The 18,430-nt window shown below is 43.1% G+C and carries 10 protein-coding genes; 3 read left to right on the top strand and 7 right to left on the bottom strand.

Features of this window, described 5'->3' with window-relative positions; translation table 11 throughout:
- Window positions 1-11 precede the first annotated feature (11 nt).
- From AB3G73_RS22220 to AB3G73_RS22205, 4 genes are all read right to left on the bottom strand, one after another.
- On the bottom strand, window positions 12-4,547 hold the full coding sequence (locus tag AB3G73_RS22220; RefSeq protein ID WP_195648539.1) for a two-component regulator propeller domain-containing protein: 4,536 nt from the start codon (window positions 4,545-4,547) through the stop codon (window positions 12-14).
- Between the two features lie 245 nt (window positions 4,548-4,792).
- Window positions 4,793-6,532 carry a pectinesterase family protein gene (locus AB3G73_RS22215; protein ID WP_367745619.1) on the bottom strand — a complete coding sequence of 580 codons (1,740 nt, stop codon included), beginning with the start codon at window positions 6,530-6,532 and terminating at the stop codon, window positions 4,793-4,795.
- 209 nt (window positions 6,533-6,741) lie between these two features.
- Complete coding sequence (locus tag AB3G73_RS22210) at window positions 6,742-7,713, bottom strand: pectinesterase family protein (protein ID WP_367745618.1); 972 nt, start codon at window positions 7,711-7,713, stop codon at window positions 6,742-6,744.
- 9 nt (window positions 7,714-7,722) lie between these two features.
- Window positions 7,723-8,922 carry a glycoside hydrolase family 88 protein gene (locus tag AB3G73_RS22205; protein ID WP_259022247.1) on the bottom strand — a complete coding sequence of 400 codons (1,200 nt, stop codon included), beginning with the start codon at window positions 8,920-8,922 and terminating at the stop codon, window positions 7,723-7,725.
- 302 nt (window positions 8,923-9,224) lie between these two features.
- Here AB3G73_RS22205 and AB3G73_RS22200 point away from each other — a divergent pair, with 302 nt between their 5' ends.
- The 3 genes from AB3G73_RS22200 (at window position 9,225) to AB3G73_RS22190 (ending at window position 13,358) form a co-directional block, all read left to right on the top strand.
- A complete protein-coding gene (locus AB3G73_RS22200) occupies window positions 9,225-10,628 on the top strand; it encodes a PTS galactitol transporter subunit IIC (RefSeq protein ID WP_259022246.1) in 1,404 nt (467 codons plus the stop codon).
- A 24-nt stretch (window positions 10,629-10,652) separates the two neighbouring features.
- Window positions 10,653-11,573: a 5-dehydro-4-deoxy-D-glucuronate isomerase gene (gene kduI, locus AB3G73_RS22195; protein ID WP_148366599.1), complete on the top strand. Its 921-nt coding sequence runs from the start codon at window positions 10,653-10,655 to the stop codon at window positions 11,571-11,573.
- Window positions 11,574-11,840: 267 nt separating this feature from the next.
- Window positions 11,841-13,358: an MFS transporter gene (locus AB3G73_RS22190; RefSeq protein WP_167511836.1), complete on the top strand. Its 1,518-nt coding sequence runs from the start codon at window positions 11,841-11,843 to the stop codon at window positions 13,356-13,358.
- A gap of 394 nt (window positions 13,359-13,752) precedes the next feature.
- Here the strand turns inward: AB3G73_RS22190 and AB3G73_RS22185 are convergent, their stop codons facing one another.
- Genes AB3G73_RS22185 through AB3G73_RS22175 form a run of 3 tightly spaced genes read right to left on the bottom strand, consistent with a single transcriptional unit; the run spans window position 13,753 to window position 18,273 of the window.
- Window positions 13,753-17,244, bottom strand: a complete 3,492-nt coding sequence (locus AB3G73_RS22185) for an AAA domain-containing protein (RefSeq protein ID WP_367745617.1) — start codon at window positions 17,242-17,244, stop codon at window positions 13,753-13,755.
- A complete protein-coding gene (tatC, locus tag AB3G73_RS22180) occupies window positions 17,207-18,043 on the bottom strand; it encodes a twin-arginine translocase subunit TatC (protein WP_167511837.1) in 837 nt (278 codons plus the stop codon). Before tatC ends, AB3G73_RS22185 begins: the two co-directional genes overlap by 38 nt.
- Before the next feature lie 11 nt (window positions 18,044-18,054).
- Window positions 18,055-18,273 (bottom strand): twin-arginine translocase TatA/TatE family subunit, encoded by a 219-nt coding sequence (locus tag AB3G73_RS22175; protein WP_117934729.1) that lies wholly within the window; start codon window positions 18,271-18,273, stop codon window positions 18,055-18,057.
- Window positions 18,274-18,430 lie beyond the last annotated feature (157 nt).

The following is an 18,430-nucleotide window of genomic DNA, read 5'->3' as shown; positions in this document are numbered from 1 at the left end:
AGCCTTTCTTGTTATCTCCCCACTCTATCCCGATACTCCGTAGGCGTCATTCCAACCTGTGCTTTAAAGCATTTACTGAAATAACGCGGATCATTAATGCCTACCATATACGAAATCTGGGTCATATTAAATTCTCCGGTTTCTATTAATTGTGTAGCCCGCTTGATACGCATTTCTTTGATAAATTCAATCGGAGCCAGTCCGGTAAGTGTTTTCAGCTTCTTGAAGAAAACAGAACGGCTGACAGCCAGTTCCCGAACCAGATCATCTACCACCAGTTCTCCATTATCCATGTTCTGCTCCATCAACTCTACCAATTTATCCATAAACTTACGGTCGTTGGGAGACATTTCGAGAGTTGCAGGTACAGTTTCGGAGGCATCTTCTTCAGCAGACGGCATATCCGTAGCCACAGGCGCTACCTCCTGGCCGGTAGAAATATTGATATGCATCAGACTATCCCGGTAGAAACTTTGCAGTTTCTTACGCTGCATCAACAGATTTTCCACACGGGCTTGCAAATAGGTAGCACTGAAAGGTTTCGTTATATAATCGTCCGCACCATATTCCAGTCCCTCCAGTTTGCTTTCAATCGTAGTTTTGGCAGTAAGCAAGATGATAGGTATATGGCTGGTCGTCATATCCGCACGCAGTTCGCGCGTCATTTCGATACCATCTTTCTCAGGCATCATCACGTCACTGATGATAATATCTGGCAGATACTTCAAAGCTTTGCTTGCCCCCTCCTTACCGTCAGCAGCTTCCACCACCCGGTACATCGGAGAAAATATACTGCGCAAGAATTCACGTAACTCCTGATTATCTTCGACTAACAACATCAATTCTTTGGAGTTCTCTTCTTTCGCAAATTCTTCCCCATACACATCTTCAATCTTCTCCGAATCATCGCTTACCAACGTTTCAGACTGAATGGAAGAATTGGCTATATCCACTACTTGTCCCATTCTTGCCGGAGCAACCGCATCTTCCAGAATAAACTCGGCTTCCTTATCATAATGTTCTTTTCCCTTTAGGAAATCTACTTTGAAGCAACTCCCTTCTCCCAAATGACTATCAACGGAAATAGTCGCTTTATGCATTTCCACCAACTCTTTCACCAATGAAAGTCCGATACCCGTACTAGCCTGATTGAAAAGATTCTTATCCACCAGATTCTCAAAACGGACAAACAGTGACTTCTTTTTGTTTTCCGCAATACCGATACCCTGATCTTGCACGCCAATAGAAACTGTATTTTCATCTTCACGGATAAACACAGTAATCATCTTACCATTCGGCGTATATTTAAATGCATTGGAAAGCAAATTGAATACAATCTTTTCCAGCTTATCGGCATCCACCCAAAGATAAAGATGTTCCTTTTCGGTCTGGAACAGAAAATCAATCCGATGTTCTTCGGCCACAGCTTCAAAATTATCCATCACCTTACGGACGAAAGGTACAATATCCAGCCGCTGCACCTGCATCTTCATCTTCTTATTCTGAATCTTGCGGAAATCCAGAATCTGATTGACAAGACGGAGCATCCGATTGGTATTCCGTTCAACCACCACTAACTGTTCGCGAGCATCAGCCGGCAATTTATCATTCTTCAAGACCTGCTCCACCGGACCTGCTATCAACGTAAGCGGGGTACGCAACTCATGCGATATATTAGTAAAGAAACGTAGTTTTATATCCGAAATCTGCTGTTCGACCGAAACCTCATGCTTCAACCGATAAATGGTAAACAGGATATAAACGGCTACGAAAATAATAATCAGAATAAAAAGTACATAAAGCACATAAGCTACCGGCGTCTCCCAGAAAGAAGGAAGAATAACAATGTTCAGCAGACGTTCATTATCCACCCACACACCATCACTATTCGTTGAACGAACACGGAGCACATACTCTCCTTTCGGAAGATTCGTATAAGTCACACTACGCTGTTTGTCGGCAAAAGTCCACTGTTTCTCAAATCCGTCGAGAATATAAGCATACTGTATATTCTGCGGATTGGTATAATCAAGTGCCGCAAAGTGAACGGAGAAAATATTCTCTTTGTGTGAGAGCACCAATGGGTCGGTATCGTCAATATCCACCTTCAGCAAGGAGTCATCTCCGGGTGTAATATCCTCATTAGTCACCATCAGCTTGGAGAATACGATAGGTGGGATATAGCTACTCTTACGAATAGAGTCGGGATTAAATATAAAGACTCCGCCACTGGCACCGAAAAGCATACTTCCTTTAGCCGTCAATGTGGAAGCCGCTTCACTAAAGCGCACCGGGAAAGTAATACTACGTTCATCGTAACTTTCAAAACGTTCTTCTGACGGAATAAACTTACAAATCCCATTCTCCGTACTAATCCATAAATTCTCCTTACTATCTTCGCGGACAGAAAGCAAGACGTCAGAAGGAAGACCATCCAGTACGGAATATGATTTGAACTCTCCATGACCGTCTTTACTGATAGATACCAGTTTGTTGAGTCCCCCGCCGAAAGTAGCCAGATAAAGTTCCTTTTTCTTAGTGGAAATAATCCAATGGACATCATTATTACTCAAACTTTGCGTATCGTTCGGCATACGGGAGAAATGATAGAACTGCACATCCTCCGGTTTCTTAAAGTTCTCATCAAAAGCAACAGCTCCCGTAGTTGTGCCTACCCACAGACGTCCATTATGATCGGAAGTAATGAAACGCGCTTTGTAGCAAGGATCAATCGGATATCCTTTCAGATTGTTCCGGTGATTGATAAACAACGTCTTTCCTGCTTCATTCTCCGTAATATAATTGATACCTCCGGCAAAAGTAGCTACCCAGATACGACCATAATGATCTTCATAGATACAATACACATTGTTATCGCTCAAACTGTACATATCTTCTTCACGATGAAGATAACGGGTCAGTTTATAAGACATTCCGTTGGAAGAAGTCGGCTCGGCACGGACAAGTCCGTCTCCTTTTGTTGCAATCCAGATCATTCCTTTCGAATCCTGAATAACAAAATAAACAGTTCCCAACATGGGAGTACCAGTAGTAGAAACGATGCCGCTTTCGGTCAGGTATCCTTTATAAGTTTTATCGGCATCATACATACGAAGCATACCGTCTTTCAAACCGACCCACAGATTACCCAGTTTGTCTTCACACAGGGCACGCACCTCATTATGCAATGATTCATGTTCATGCGGCATAGGAGTCATCATCGCGAAAGGCACATTCCGATAAGTCACTTTCTCCAATCCCTTAGAGTGGGTGCAAAGCCATAAATTACCTTGTTTGTCGGAAAAAGCCGAATGAATCTTATTGGAAAAACGCCAGTCACGGCTACCCAATTCATTATAGAAAGGAACCAACCGCTTTTTTTGAGGATCAAAATAAGAGAAACCTCCTCCGTAAGGATGTACCCAAAGATATCCGTTTACATCTTCATGGATATGGAAGGCCGGACGGGAACGTTCGGGATTACTGTATTCAATAAGAATCTGTTCACGGGTCACCACTCCGGTCGAAGGATTAAAATGGGCTACAACACCCGGTTCTTCCTGCTCAAACCACACTTCCGAAGCACGGTCTACATAAGCAGAAAGGATCGGTTTTGCGGGTAAAGCCTTGCAAGTCAGGAATGAATAATGCACATTTGTTTTAGTCCGCAAGTTGTAAGTAAAGAAACCATCCGAATCAGTAGTGATCACAGAGATGTCCGGTGCAACCGGATGAATAGAAGTGATCCGTCCTTTCGTGGGGAGCTCGATCAACGTAAATTCTCCGCTTTCTTTCTGATAAGACCAGATGCGTCCATGATCGGAGGCAAAGCAAATGTCCTTATCCCGCTCCTGTACTGCATAAAAAGCTTGGTTCATTCCGCCAAACTTTCCTTTTGTCTCCGTAAAGTAAGAGTCCGGTTCTTTCTTTTCGGGGCGGATCATGCCGAGACCGTTATCTGTCAACAGCCAGTCATTGCCTGCTTTATCTTGATGTACTTTGAGTATATGTAGAGAGGGAAATAACTCCGTCTTACTGGAATAAATATCCCATGTCAGGCGATTATTCTCATCCGGATGAGTCTGGATTCGGATAGCTCCGTCATTTTCTGTCAGCAGCCAGACGGTTCCATTCGGCATCACCTCAATGGTATGTACATTGAAAGCGCTTCCCTCTTCTCCGGCAGCAGGCACCTGTTCAAAAGTCTCCGTCTTCGGATCGAAACGATGGACACGATTATCATAGGTCAGTAGCCACAGAAAACCGTAACGGTCTTCATAGATACGATCTACACGGTTATTGGTCAAACTGATATAGTTTCCCTGACGGGCCTTGTATGTTTTAAAGGTATAACCGTTGAAACGGTTGATGCCATCCCAAGTGGCAAACCAAAGATTGTCTTTGTGATCCTGCAAGATGTTCATCACCGTATTTTGGGATAATCCATCTTCAGTAGAATAGTGGGTGAAAAAACAGTGCTGCTGTGCATGTGTCAAGAACACAATAGCTAGCAAAAAGATTACTGAAATTAAGGTTTTCTTCATCATATCACTCGGTTCTGTGCCGTAAAGATAGAAAAATACTTGTAGTTTAATGCAATCTTTAGCGGCTATTTAACAGAATCGGACCATTCTATAGAACAAGTCATCAATTTTAGACATAAGAATAAAAGAACAAAATATCTTGTCGGATTCTGTTTTTTCGCTCTTTTGTTCTTATGTCCACTTATTTATACTTCTGCTTTGTTGTTCTGCTGCTTCCAGCTAATTTGTTTCTTTACCTGTTCATCAAATCAGCGCTTTACCGTTATCAGTTTGTTTCCGTTCTCTACCGGATTCCAACCATCTTCTCCTGCCAAAACAGTTGTTATCTCATATCCTTTCTGATTTTTCAATTGTCGGGAGAAAGCAGCACGTGCTTTCGGGTTGGCCCCTTCACCCCGATTTTCGTATTCGGCATAAAAGACTGTCTTTTCATTTTCTTTCTTGCCCCAATTATTCCAACCGACAGGAAGGATATGTTTCCCCAACTCACAACGAATAAATACAGCCTGTGCATACGGACGCCAAGGACGGGACAGATATACTTTCTTGGCTTCCGGCTCTGCTGTCAACCGGCAATCGTAGAAGACATAGCCGTACTTTTTCCCTTTATCGGTAGAAGGAGCAGTGACATAGCCATCGCGTTTGCTATGAATGTGACAGCGATTAAAAACAGCGGTAGACCAGCCGAAAATAAAATCGACTGTTCCTTCAATATAGCAATCTTCGTAATATTGACGGCTTTGCTTCCCATATGTGTAGAGAGTATCTTGGAAGCCGAGGAAACGGCAGTTCTTAAAATAGACACGGTCGGCAGATACAAAGCAGGCAACTGCCTGTCCTACGGGACCTGATGAGTTCTCAAAAGTGATATTTTCCGCATAGAAGTCGGGAGCATAGATATAGCAACTGGATGAACCGGAAGTTCCCATATTCTCACCGAATACATTTTTCTTGTTTGCGAAACCGTCATAAGTCAATATCGTACCTTCTTCTCCAATCAGGGAAATATTAATCTTGGATTCAGGGATGATGAGTTTCTCTTTATAAGTACCCTTGCGAACCAGAATAGTGGTACGGATGTCTTTGCGAAAATCGGGAACAGCATCGATCGCTTCCTGCACGGTAAAGAAATCACCGCTACCATCTTGAGCCACTACATAATCGGATTGACGGATATATTTCGCCAATTCCGGAATTTCCTTGCCGATGGCATCCACAGCCAGCCCTGCAATAGTTCGCGCTCCGTATACATTCAAGTGAGTATTGTCTTCACGGCCTTTCGGAAAAGCAGGCACTTGATTGGGCTCAACAAACACAAATAATTTCTTAGATTCTACTGGTCCAAGTCCTTGTACCAGGTCATGAGTGATTTTATTCATATCAATGAAAATCACTCCTAATTCTTTTGCCACATTGCGGGAAGCATCCAGATAAGCACCATGTGTATCGAATAAAACAGCTCCTTCCTTCGGCTGTTCCTTTTCCCCCGGCGTGCGGCGGACATCTTTTGCAATGGCGTCATCCTTCGGTTGCACAAAGTTACGACGGACGATAGAGTTAAACAATACCGGTATTCCACCCTTGGCACGGGTTTCATTTACATAGCGGCGAAGAATCTCATCAAAAGTTGTCCCCGGATCAGTGTGACGGGTAGAGTCTGCTTTCTCATCGTTATGACCGAACTGAATAAAGACATAATCTCCTTTTTTCACTTTGGAAATCACTTTTTCCCAACGTCCTTCACTGATAAAGCTCTTGGAACTGCGTCCGTTAGCAGCATGATTGTCTATCCGTACATCTTCAGAAAAGAATCCGGGAAGCACCATTCCCCAACCACGTTCAGGGTTTCCTCCATCTATTTTCTTGTTAGCCATGGTCGAATCGCCTATCATGAAGATAGTGATAACCGGTTTGTCCGCACGAAATGCAGAAAAAAGAATGAAAACTGCGGCCAGCAGCCCCCACATTTTATGTCTTTGTGTCTTCATATTTATCTATAATTATAATACTACTCTCTATATATAAAAATCATTTTCCTCTATCACCTTCAAACCGGAGATGCTTACAAGACACTTGCAGCTTATCGTAAACCGATTTATTTCGGTTGAACCAATGTGTTCACCGTATTGAAGCAAAGTGTTTCAAGCGTTGAAACTAATAATCCCAAGCGGGCTGGCAACCATTCGCCTTGCTTCTCTCATTTATAAGGATACCAGTTACTACTTTCTTTAAAGATGTTTTCCGGAGTATACTTCGCTACTTCCTTCTTCGTCAGTTGTTTGGCCCACGTTACACGTCCTGTCGTATCAGCACCTGCACCGGTATTTCCAAATTCGGCATAACGAGCTGTTTTTTCGTTCTCCGGATTCTTCCAGTTGTGCCATCCTTCGGGGCGGATGTGATTACCAAACTCACAATTAATAAAGACCGTTGCGGCATAAGGACGCCACGGACGACCCAGATATACTTTTTTCACGTCCGGAGCAGCTGTCAACTTGCAGTTCTTGAAGACATATCCGAATTCTTCACTTTGTGGGGTTGAAGCGGCCGTGATATATGAATCACGTTTGCTATGAAGCTCACAATATTCAAATAGAGCAGTTGAGGGACCAAAAATAAAATCGGTAGTCCCCTCGATATAACAATTGGTAAATAAGAGCCGTGTTCTTTCAGAACCCGTATAAATAGTATCCTGATTTCCCAGGAAACGGCAGTTGACAAACATGAGCCTGTCACCTTCGGTATGAAGAGCTACCGCCTGTCCCAATGGAGCCGCATTATTCTCAATCGTCAGATCCTTAAAAGTAATGTCATTTCCCTCTACTTTTACTGTATAGGTACGAAATGTCCCCATCTTATTGATGTTGGCATGATCGTCATAAGTAATAATCGTTTTCTCTGCACTTTCGCCCACCAGTTGAACATTCTTTACCCAAGAAGGGATGACCAGTTTTTCTTTATAGACACCATTCTTGATAAATATAGTTACCGTATAATCCATAAAAGCGCGGACAGCTTCCACTGCTTCCTGAATATTACGATAGTCTCCTGTCCCGTCACGTGCCACAACTAACGTGTCTTTGCGTTGCTGTTGCTGTGAATAAACAGATGTTACTCCTACGCCGAGCAGAAACAAGCACATCATTCCTTTAAAAATAGTCCTTTTCATCGCCGGAAATTACTTTTGTAAACGTTCATATTCCAAGCTAGCCATAATAAAAGGTCCTACGGCTTTAGGATCGTTATTGCGGATAGTTTCATTTATATAATAGTCATAATCGCCGGAACGGTACACTTTTCCTCCCAATCCTGCTACTGCGCAAGCTTTGGTGATGGTTACCAATCCATTTTTGTCCACTTCGATAAAATTATCGAGAAATCCCTTATAACCTTTCAGCGCTACATCCAGATAAGATTTATCAATATATCCCAGACGGACTGCCTTAAAGAGCGAATAAATAAACATAGCAGAACAGGAAGATTCCACATAATTTCCCTTGTCCCCACTCCTGTCCATTACCTGATACCATCCTCCTGTCTTCGGGTCTTGAAGTTTCTTCACCTGCACAGCCACATTATTCAGGATATCCAGCAGGGAATCTCTTCCGGCTTCATGCAGCGGAATAAATTCAAGTGCATCTACCAATGCCATTGCATACCATCCCATAGCACGTCCCCAAGTATGTTTCGACTGTCCGGTTACCGGATCTGCCCAACGTTCGGTACGACTTACATCACACGCATGGCGATAAAGACCGTTCTTAGGGTCATACGTATGCCGCGCACAGGTGATAAATTGGTTGATAACATCTGCATAGTCCTGCGGAAGATTATTACGGAAGGCATATTCGGCATAGAAGGGAGCTCCCATGTAAATTCCGTCCAGCCACATCTGATGAGGATAAATCTTTTTGTGCCAGAAACCACCGTCTTCATTGCGCGGCTGTCCTTCAAACTGGCTATAAAGCAGATCGAGCGCTTTTTTATATTTAGGATTCTTCGTTTGCTCATAGATACGGAAAAGAATTTTTCCAGAGTTGATACGGTCGAGACTATAATCAGTTAATTTGTAAGCGGTAATGCTGCCGTTCCCATGCACCATTGTATCTGCATACGCAATGGCATAATCACGAATTTTCTTGTCACCATAAGCATCATACACATCAAGCATAGCTCCCAATTCCAGTCCGTGGCAATAATCCCACTTCAATTTCGGTTGGAAATCGAGTTGCCAGGATTCCGGGCAACGGATCATTTCCGATTCGGTCATCCGTACAGACCAGGGCAACTTGCCGTCTACCTGTTGCGCCGATACCGGAACGGTCATTGCAATCAGCAGAGCCAATATAAAAAAATTAGAAAAAAGAGTTCGTCTCATGGTTTGTTATTTTAAGGATTAAACATACAAGTCTTTCACGCTACGAAAGTAGTGTTTTTCCTCCAAACCCGATAGGATTTTTTAGTCAAGTAGGTGCATTTTTTGTTTTTCGTGCACGGAAACGACCAATTTTGTGCACGTAAACGTCAAAAATGTCCATTTTTTATGCAATATCTGATAAATTAAGAGTTTCGTTTTGGAAGAAAGCGGAAAAGGTCGTACTTTTGGCACGGTTTACAACTAATACCCTCTGGGGGAAACACAGGTAATTTATCATTAAAACAGAGAAAAAATAGAACAGAATGGAAGAAGTATTCAAGTACATTATCGGTCTTGGAGCGGCAGTGATGATGCCGGTCATTTTCACAATCTTAGGAGTATGTATAGGTATTAAATTCTCTAAAGCGCTGAAAAGCGGTTTATTGGTAGGTGTCGGTTTCGTCGGTTTATCAGTAGTCACAGCGTTGCTTACCAGCAGCCTGGGCCCTGCACTAAGTAAAATGGTAGAAATCTACGGATTGGAACTGGGTATTTTCGACATGGGATGGCCCTCTGCAGCAGCAGTTGCCTACAACACATCTGTCGGTGCTTTTATTATTCCGGTTTGTCTGGGTGTTAATTTGCTGATGTTGCTTACTAAAACAACCCGCACTGTCAACATCGACCTTTGGAACTACTGGCATTTCGCCTTTATCGGAGCGATCGTTTATTTTGCTTCCGACAATATCTTCTGGGGATTTTTCGCTGCAATCATCTGCTACATCATTACACTGGTAATGGCGGATATGACTGCTCCCGCTTTCCAAAAGTTCTATGATAAAATGGAGGGTATCTCTATTCCACAGCCTTTCTGCCAAAGTTTTGTTCCGTTTGCTATTGTAATCAACAAACTACTTGATAAAATTCCGGGATTCGACAAACTGAATATCGATTCTGAAGGTATGAAAAAGAAATTCGGATTGATGGGTGAACCGTTGTTTCTGGGTATCGTTATCGGTTGCGGTATCGGAGCACTGGGTTGTGCCAGTTGGAAAGAAGTATTGGACGGTATTCCGGGGATTTTAGGATTAGGAATCAAGATGGGTGCGGTGATGGAGTTGATTCCACGTATCACCAGCCTTTTCATCGAAGGTTTGAAACCGATTTCTGACGCTACCCGTGAGTTGATCGCTAAAAAATATAAGAATAACACCGGTTTGAGCATCGGTATGAGCCCTGCATTGGTAATCGGTCATCCGACTACGTTGGTAGTATCCCTGCTTTTGATTCCTGTAACGATCTTCCTGGCCGTTATCCTTCCGGGCAACCGTTTCTTACCGTTGGCTTCTCTGGCAGGTATGTTCTACTTATTCCCGATGATTCTGCCTATTACAAAAGGTAACGTAGTGAAATCATTCATTATCGGTCTGGTAGCTTTAACAGTCGGACTGTATTTCGTCACAGGACTAGCAGGTTTCTTCACGCTGGCTGCCAAAGATGTATATGCTGCAACGGGTGACCCGACAGTGAATATTCCCGCCGGTTTCGAAGGTGGAGCACTCGATTTCGCTTCCAGCCTCTTCTGCTGGGGTATCTTTCACTTGACTTACAGTCTGAAGATTATCGGTCCGGCTATCCTTGTCGCGCTGGCACTCGGTATGGCTGTTTACAACCGTATCCGCATGACCCGGAATGACGCGAAAAATGCATCAACCAATAAAGAATAATATAAATCCTATAAAGAAAAGATGATGAAAAAATTAGCAATTGCAATGATGTTGGGTATCGCAGCGATGTCTGCTTCTGCCCAGGTGAATTACAAGATGCAAGTGGCTTGCAGTCCGCAAGACGTGAAAACGTATGATACAAACCGCTTGCGTAGTAGCTTCCTGATGGAAAAAGTAATGGTTCCGAATGAAATTAACCTTACTTATTCGATGTACGACCGTCTGATCTTTGGCGGTGCAGTACCTGCAACCAAAGAACTGGTTCTGGAAACAATCGATCCGCTGAAAGCTAAATTTTTCCTCGAACGCCGTGAACTGGGTGTTATCAACATCGGTGGCGAAGGTATTGTAACTGTAGACGGTAAAGAATACACGCTGAAATTCAAAGATGCCTTGTACGTAGGTAGAGGCAAGCAGAAAGTGACTTTCAAGAGCAAAGATTCCAGCAATCCTGCCAAGTTCTACATCAACTCGGCGACTGCTCACAAAGAGTACAAAACTCAATTGATCACTATTGACGGACGCAAAGGCTCCCTGAAAGCTAATTCATTCGCTGCCGGAAAGATGGAAGAAAGTAATGACCGCGTTATCAACCAGTTGATTGTCAACAATGTACTTGAAGAAGGTCCTTGCCAATTGCAGATGGGATTGACGGAATTGAAACCGGGTAGCGTATGGAACACGATGCCGGCACACACTCACTCCCGTCGTGTGGAAGCATACTTCTATTTCAACGTACCGGAGGGCAATGCTATCTGCCACTTCATGGGCGAACCTCAAGAAGAACGTATCGTATGGATGCAGAACGAGCAGGCTATCATGTCACCGGAATGGTCTATCCATGCTGCTGCCGGAACAAGTAACTATATGTTTATTTGGGGTATGGCTGGTGAAAACCTCGACTATGGAGACATGGACAAGATCAAATATACAGAAATGCGCTAACCGTTGCGTATTCCTATTCATACATATAATCAATGATCCGAAAAACTTCATTCTTTTCTCTTGCAGGAGAAAGAGGTGAAGTTTTCCGGATTTTACATATTCTTCCCCCAAAGAACAAACACTTCGTTACCTATTATATAATAAGATGTAACAAAATCCATATATAATGCAACGAATAATACATGATTTTGACCAATTTTTACAAATAAAATTCAGTCGAAATGCCGACCTTTGTCAACGAAACAAAATCTATTTAAATCCATTATCATGAATGCATTTCAAAAAACAGGCGAAAAGATGACAAACTACAGGTGGACCATCTGTGCTATGCTATTTTTTGCTACTACAGTTAACTATCTCGACCGTCAGGTTCTCTCATTGACGTGGGACGAATTTATCAAACCGGAATTCCACTGGGACGAATCTCACTACGGTACTATTACTTCTGTTTTCTCCATTGTATACGCTATATGTATGCTGTTTGCCGGTCGCTTTGTCGATTGGATGGGAACTAAAAAAGGATTTTTATGGGCCATCGGTGTCTGGTCGGCAGGTGCTTGTCTTCATGCCGTTTGTGGCGTTATCACAGAAGCACAGGTAGGTCTGCATAGCGCAGCAGAACTGGCAGGTGCCACAGGAGATGTGGTAGTCACCATTGCTACTGTCAGTATGTACTGCTTCCTCGCTGCCCGCTGTATCCTCGCTTTGGGAGAAGCCGGTAACTTCCCCGCTGCAATTAAAGTAACTGCAGAGTATTTCCCTAAGAAAGACCGTGCTTACGCTACTTCTATCTTCAACGCCGGTGCTTCTATCGGTGCATTGATCGCTCCTCTTACCATTCCTATTTTGGCAAAAATGTTCGGTTGGGAAATGGCGTTTATCGTAATTGGTGGACTTGGTTTCATCTGGATGGGATTCTGGGTATTCATGTACGATGCTCCGTCGAAAAGCAAACACGTTAACCAGGCAGAGCTTGACTATATCGAACAAGACCAGCGCGAAGCTGGTAGTGCGCCGATGACAGACGAAAAAGATGAAAAGAGAATGAAATTCTGGCAATGCTTCAGCTACAAGCAGACATGGGCTTTCATCTTTGGTAAGTTTACCACTGACGGCGTATGGTGGTTCTTCCTTTTCTGGACTCCGTCTTACCTGAATACTCAATTCGGTATCAAAACTTCCGATCCACTAGGTATGGCATTGATTTTTACGCTTTATGCAGTAACAATGTTGTCTATCTACGGTGGTAAATTGCCTACTATCTTTATCAACAAAACAGGTATGAATCCGTATGCAGCCCGTATGAAAGCGATGTTGATCTTCGCCTTCTTCCCATTGGTTGTATTGTTGGCACAGCCGTTAGGCACGGTTTCTCCATGGTTCCCGGTTATTTTGATCGGTATCGGTGGCGCTGCTCACCAGTCCTGGTCGGCTAATATCTTCTCTACTGTAGGTGATATGTTCCCAAGAACAGCTATCGCAAGTATCACTGGTATTGGTGGTATGGCAGGTGGTTTCGGCTCCATGATTCTTCAGAAAGTAGCAGGTAACTTATTCGTATATGCTTCCGGAACAACGATGGTTGACGGTAAAGAAGTAGAAATGACGAAAGAGTTGCTGGAACAGGGAGCGCAATTCGTACACCCTGCCATGACATTCATGGGCTTTGAAGGTAAACCGGCCGGATATTTCATTATTTTCTGCGTGTGTGCAGTAGCTTACTTGCTGGGTTGGATCATCATGAAAGCATTAGTTCCGAAATACAAACCTATCGTATTGGATTAATTCCATATCAATAGATACTATCCATAAAAACAAAAGAGTAATCCGTCGCCGGATTACTCTTTTGTTTTTTAACCAATTATTCAAAAAATGAAAAAAATAAAAAAGCCTCTTCTCACGAAGAAGGCTTTTTAGGTTTACTTATCCTGCATCATCCTCCTGCAAAATATTTAAACGTAACACTTAAAACAGTGTTTTTGCATTCCTATAATGAAGTATAGTAAACGTTAAGATGAAAAAAAGGGAAGTCTCACGACTTCCACAATTCTTCTAACCTTAAATCTAAATCTCTATGAAAAAAACGTGTTGCAAATATAGGCGTTTGTTCAATATAGAGGTGTTAATGAATTGCATAAAGAGAGAATAAAAACTAACATCTGCAAAATGATGCAATTTTTCAGGAGCCTTCTATTAATTTTAATAAACTTTTGTAGAGTGGATTACGTTCCAAGAGTTCGGGAACTCCTGTGATGAACATCTGTTTCCTCGCACGGGTTAAGGCAACATTCAGTTTCCGGTCAATCAAAACACCCTCTTCTTCCGTCAGATTGGATAGAAATTTTAATTGATAAGGGTAGTTGACACAGAAGGAATAGATTATTACATCACGCTCGCTTCCCTGAAACCGCTCCACGGTGTCAACCAGAATGCGATTCAGAACCGGAATACCTACTGATTCTATTTCTTTTTTTATCAATGCTATCTGACTCCGATAAGGAGTAATGATTCCTAAGGTACGGGATTCGTCAAAATCCGACTGATGGTGTTCATAAATGCGAACGGCTAAATCTGCAACGATACGTGCTTCCGAATAGTTGATTTTGGCAGACGCTCCTGCTTTCTCCGGTACAGAAGGATAAAAGGCCAAACGGCAGATCGTGTCCGAGTCCTCTATTTGATGAGGTAGTCCGACAGGAATCAGACGACCTCCGTAAAAAGTACGATTGGCGAATAAGGCAACCTCCGGATGCATACGTCCCTGACGACAAAGCATATCATAGGAACGCTGAATAGCGGACGATGAACAGGCTGCCGTACAGCTCCGGTAAAGACGTTCAAACAAAGAATCTTTCAGATTACTCAACCCGATAGACAGTAATGATTCATCATAGATTGCCGCCTGTTCGGTGTTTTGCTGAACAACGGCAGGCAGTTGCTTATGATCTCCAATCAATACAAACTTATCAATTGCATTTTTCCCGTCTTCTCCACGGGCACAAAGAATACCCAGTAACTGCGGCTCCAATATTTGAGTAGCCTCATCAATGATAGCCACATCAAAGTGTTTCAGACGAAACAGTTCCGGTTTACCGGAAATAGCCGCTACGGTCCCCACGATAATCCGGCAACTCCGAATACGCTCATAGACCTCTGAACGACGGTTGCAAGAAGATAACTCATTTTCAATCAGATGCTCGCGATAGGCTTCATCACAGGATAATTCGCTTCCCACCCGGATAAAATCAACTGCCGGGGCAATGGAAGCCAACGACTTGCATATCTCATCAACCGCCCGGTTGGTATAGGAAAGCAAAAGAATCTGCGCATCCTTGTCTGCATGAAAGGTTTCTACCATTTTCTTCAAGGCGCACGAAGTCTTGCCCGTTCCCGGAGGTCCGATAAGAAGGAAATAATCCTGTGCGGCTTTTGCTTTCAAAGCAACTCGTGTAAAATCATCCTTCGAACAGGAAATGAGAGAATCCAATGATTCATCAAACCTCGGAGAACGCTGCGATAACAACAAATCCCGACGTTCCTGTGTGGCGGAAAGATAGGCATACAAGCCCTGATACATGGAACGGAATGTAGTATCCATGATATCATGTTCTATCGCATAGAGGCTTTCGGCAGGAAGCACGGATGGATTCTGCTGGGTAGCACGTAACCGAATGCCTATTTCGTTTTCTGTCAGGTACTCAATATTGCCTTTGAAAACCATTTTATTGGTGACATTATCTGCATCGCAATTCCGTTCATAAAGGATAATAGCATCTCCTTGACGGAAATTAGGAAGAAAAGTTTCACTTTCAAGAGCTCTATTTCCGATTATATTACTTTCAGAGACTTCATTTTCAGTAATATCACTTCCGGTAGTCCCAGTTACGGGGATCTTATTTGTCAAAGCATCCCCTGCTTTTTTCTTTTGAAAAAAAGAAAAAGTAAGTCCGGCTTTATGTTCATCAGCAGCATGATTCTCCTTTATTTTCAAATCATAAATGATTTCTCCGGCCTCACATTTCTCCGCCAACGTAGAGAGCCACAAAGAAGCTGCCCCTGTACGTCCTTCATAATCTACGTCACCGGATTTTGAGGTATAAAGTTCCTTTGTTATAAAGTTGTACACCGCATAGAAGTAATTCTTTTCCAATGAGGAAAGAGCTTTCAGCTTCGATTGGAAGTTATCAATAGAAGGACGCAGGTATGTTTCCCAGAAACGCCCTTTCAAGCCTCGCTCATTCAAGGTAGAAGCATTGATTTCTTCCAGTTTTTGTGACGTATACTCCAGACTGTTTCGTAATTGGATGCCATATTCATCGGCTACAATCCGGTTACGCAAATCAATCACCCGGCGCACCATCGCCCACGAAGGACGGGAAGGATAAAGAAGCGGATAGCGGGTATAAAGCAAATAAGCCTTCACTTTCCGGTGATCCATTCCCATCGAATATTGCAATACCGCCTGATAAAGCAACATCTGTACCTTATTATTCTCTTTCGGTTCTACCTTGCCCCGGATAGCATACTCGTCCGCTTTACCGGATTTCATTTCGATGAAAGAAGACATATCCCGCTGCATATAGTCAAGACGTCCCTGAAGTCCGAGTGCCTCACAGATATAAGATGGTTCGAGCACGGCATCTGTTTTGTCAAGCTCATAGCCGGCTGCATGAAAGGTGTCATTTACTGTTTCACGAATATGATCGAAGTGCAATTTGCAGTCTTCAAAGAATTGGCGTTCTTTCTCCTTGTCTCGTAAATCGGAACAGGCGGCCAGTTCAATAGGATAACGCCGGAAGGCTTTCTGCATACAGGTACGATAGTCTATCTCTTCGCTCTTTGCATGAATCCATTCGTCCAGAAAAAGGTTGGCTATATTTCCCAATAATAAAGGACGGGCATTTTCGATCGGTTGAAGACGGGAAAGAAAATAGTTGGCCGGATGGTGTCCGTAGTCACGGAAACACTCGGCAAGGGAACTGATGTCGAGCAAGTAATCCGGTTCGAGTACGATAAAAGAAGGGGTCAGGATTCCTGCTTCATCGATGGCTACATCCAATAAGTTGACTTGCGCATGACGCCAAAGCAGCTTGCACGTCTCTGCAAACTCTTCATTGATTTGGGGAACATTATAACAGACAAGGTATGGTTGCTCCGAAACTTCATCTAAGGGAGTCACATACAGATATTGTTCGTCGGCATACTGGAAACAGACACGCATCCGCTGCACCCGTTCGCGGGCAGGAGGCGCAACCAAATAGGTGGCATCCGCACGGGGAAGCAACCGATATAGTTTCGGAGGAATATCTTCTTCCAAGAGTTTACGGATAAAGAAAGCCAGAGTTTTCGCATCCCGCAAGAGTTGTTCCCGATTGGGCTCTTGTTGACGGTTCAGGATAGCATTTGAAGTTAACCGGAAGGTATGCAGCCGATTCTGCTCGGCAACAGAAAGACCCACCTTAGCCGACACAAAACTAATTCGTGCGGAAAGATCGGTCATCTGTAAACTTTCGTTTTGCATTTGCGCGCGACAAATGCGTTCCAGCAAGTCACGCATTTGCTTATATCCTACGGCAAGGTAGGCGTCTTCTGCCCGGCAAACTGCTAAAAGTAATTCATAAGATTCTATCGCTTCACTCTTCGGACAGGGCAACGTCATCTCCAGCTTCATCTTCTACTTCCTCTTCGGTTTTCTTCTTGTCTTTTATCATCAAAATACTCATCTCGTACAACAGATAAAGTGGAATAGCTACGACACTTAAAGTGAAAGGGTCGCCTGTCGGAGTAATAATAGCTGCTGCTATCACGATAACAACCACCGCATGACGGCGGTATTTCCGCAGGAAGGACTTGTTCACCACTCCCATCAAAGAAAGCAGCCATGTAACCAATGGAAGTTCAAAAGCCAATCCCATGCAGAGAATCAGCATCATAAAATTATCTATATAGGAATTGAGTGACAAGATATTCTCCACTTCCGAGCTCAACTGATAAGTAGACAGGAAACGAAGTGTCAATGGATAAACCATAAAGTACCCCAGCAGAACACCGATGAAGAACATCAGCGTTCCAATAGTCAATGCTTTACGTACTCCTTTTCTCTCATTCGGATAAAGAGCGGGATTAATGAAACGCCATATTTCAAAGAAGAGATAAGGCATAGCTGTCACAACCGACATCCAGAATGCTGTCGACATGTGAATAAAAAATGGAGCAGCCAAGTTGATATTGACTAGCTTCACATAAAATTGTTGTGTAAAAAAATCATCGGTCAAATCAAATGTCTTCCCGATATGCCGTAATAAATCGTAGAATATGAAATCATTGTGGCAAGGTGCCAATATCACATGATCGAAAAGATAGGGCATAGCAATGAAGTAGCCTACCGCCAAAACAAACCAAATTCCGATCACCCGAAAAAGTACCTTACGCAGTTCATCCAAATGATCCCAAAAGGTCATTTCTGCCATCCGTACTTGCTTTACTTACCTGTGTCGGCAGGTTTATCCAGATCTTCTTTTGCCTTGTTTATTTCATCTTTTGCTTCGTTCACACCGTCTTTGAAGCTCTTCACGCCTTTGCCTAATCCGCGCATCAGTTCAGGTATTTTCTTTCCACCAAAAAGAAGAAGGATAACCAAAGCGATAATAATCCATTCGGACCCACTAGGCAAAAAGCCTAACAATAATAAGTTTGTCATAAGTTTATTTGATAAAGAGGTTTTTAATAGTTGCTGCAAATATAATCATTTTCACTACAGGTTACATGGATTAACACAGATTTTTATTCACCACAGAGGACACAGAGGGCACAGAGTCCTTTTTTCATGATACGCTGTCAGTATCTTCAGTATCTGA

This window comes from Bacteroides sp. L008, from assembly GCF_040812255.1.
GTDB lineage: Bacteria > Bacteroidota > Bacteroidia > Bacteroidales > Bacteroidaceae > Bacteroides > Bacteroides vicugnae.
Note: the sequence above shows the minus strand (reverse complement) of the source record. Positions and strands in the feature narration are given on the sequence as shown.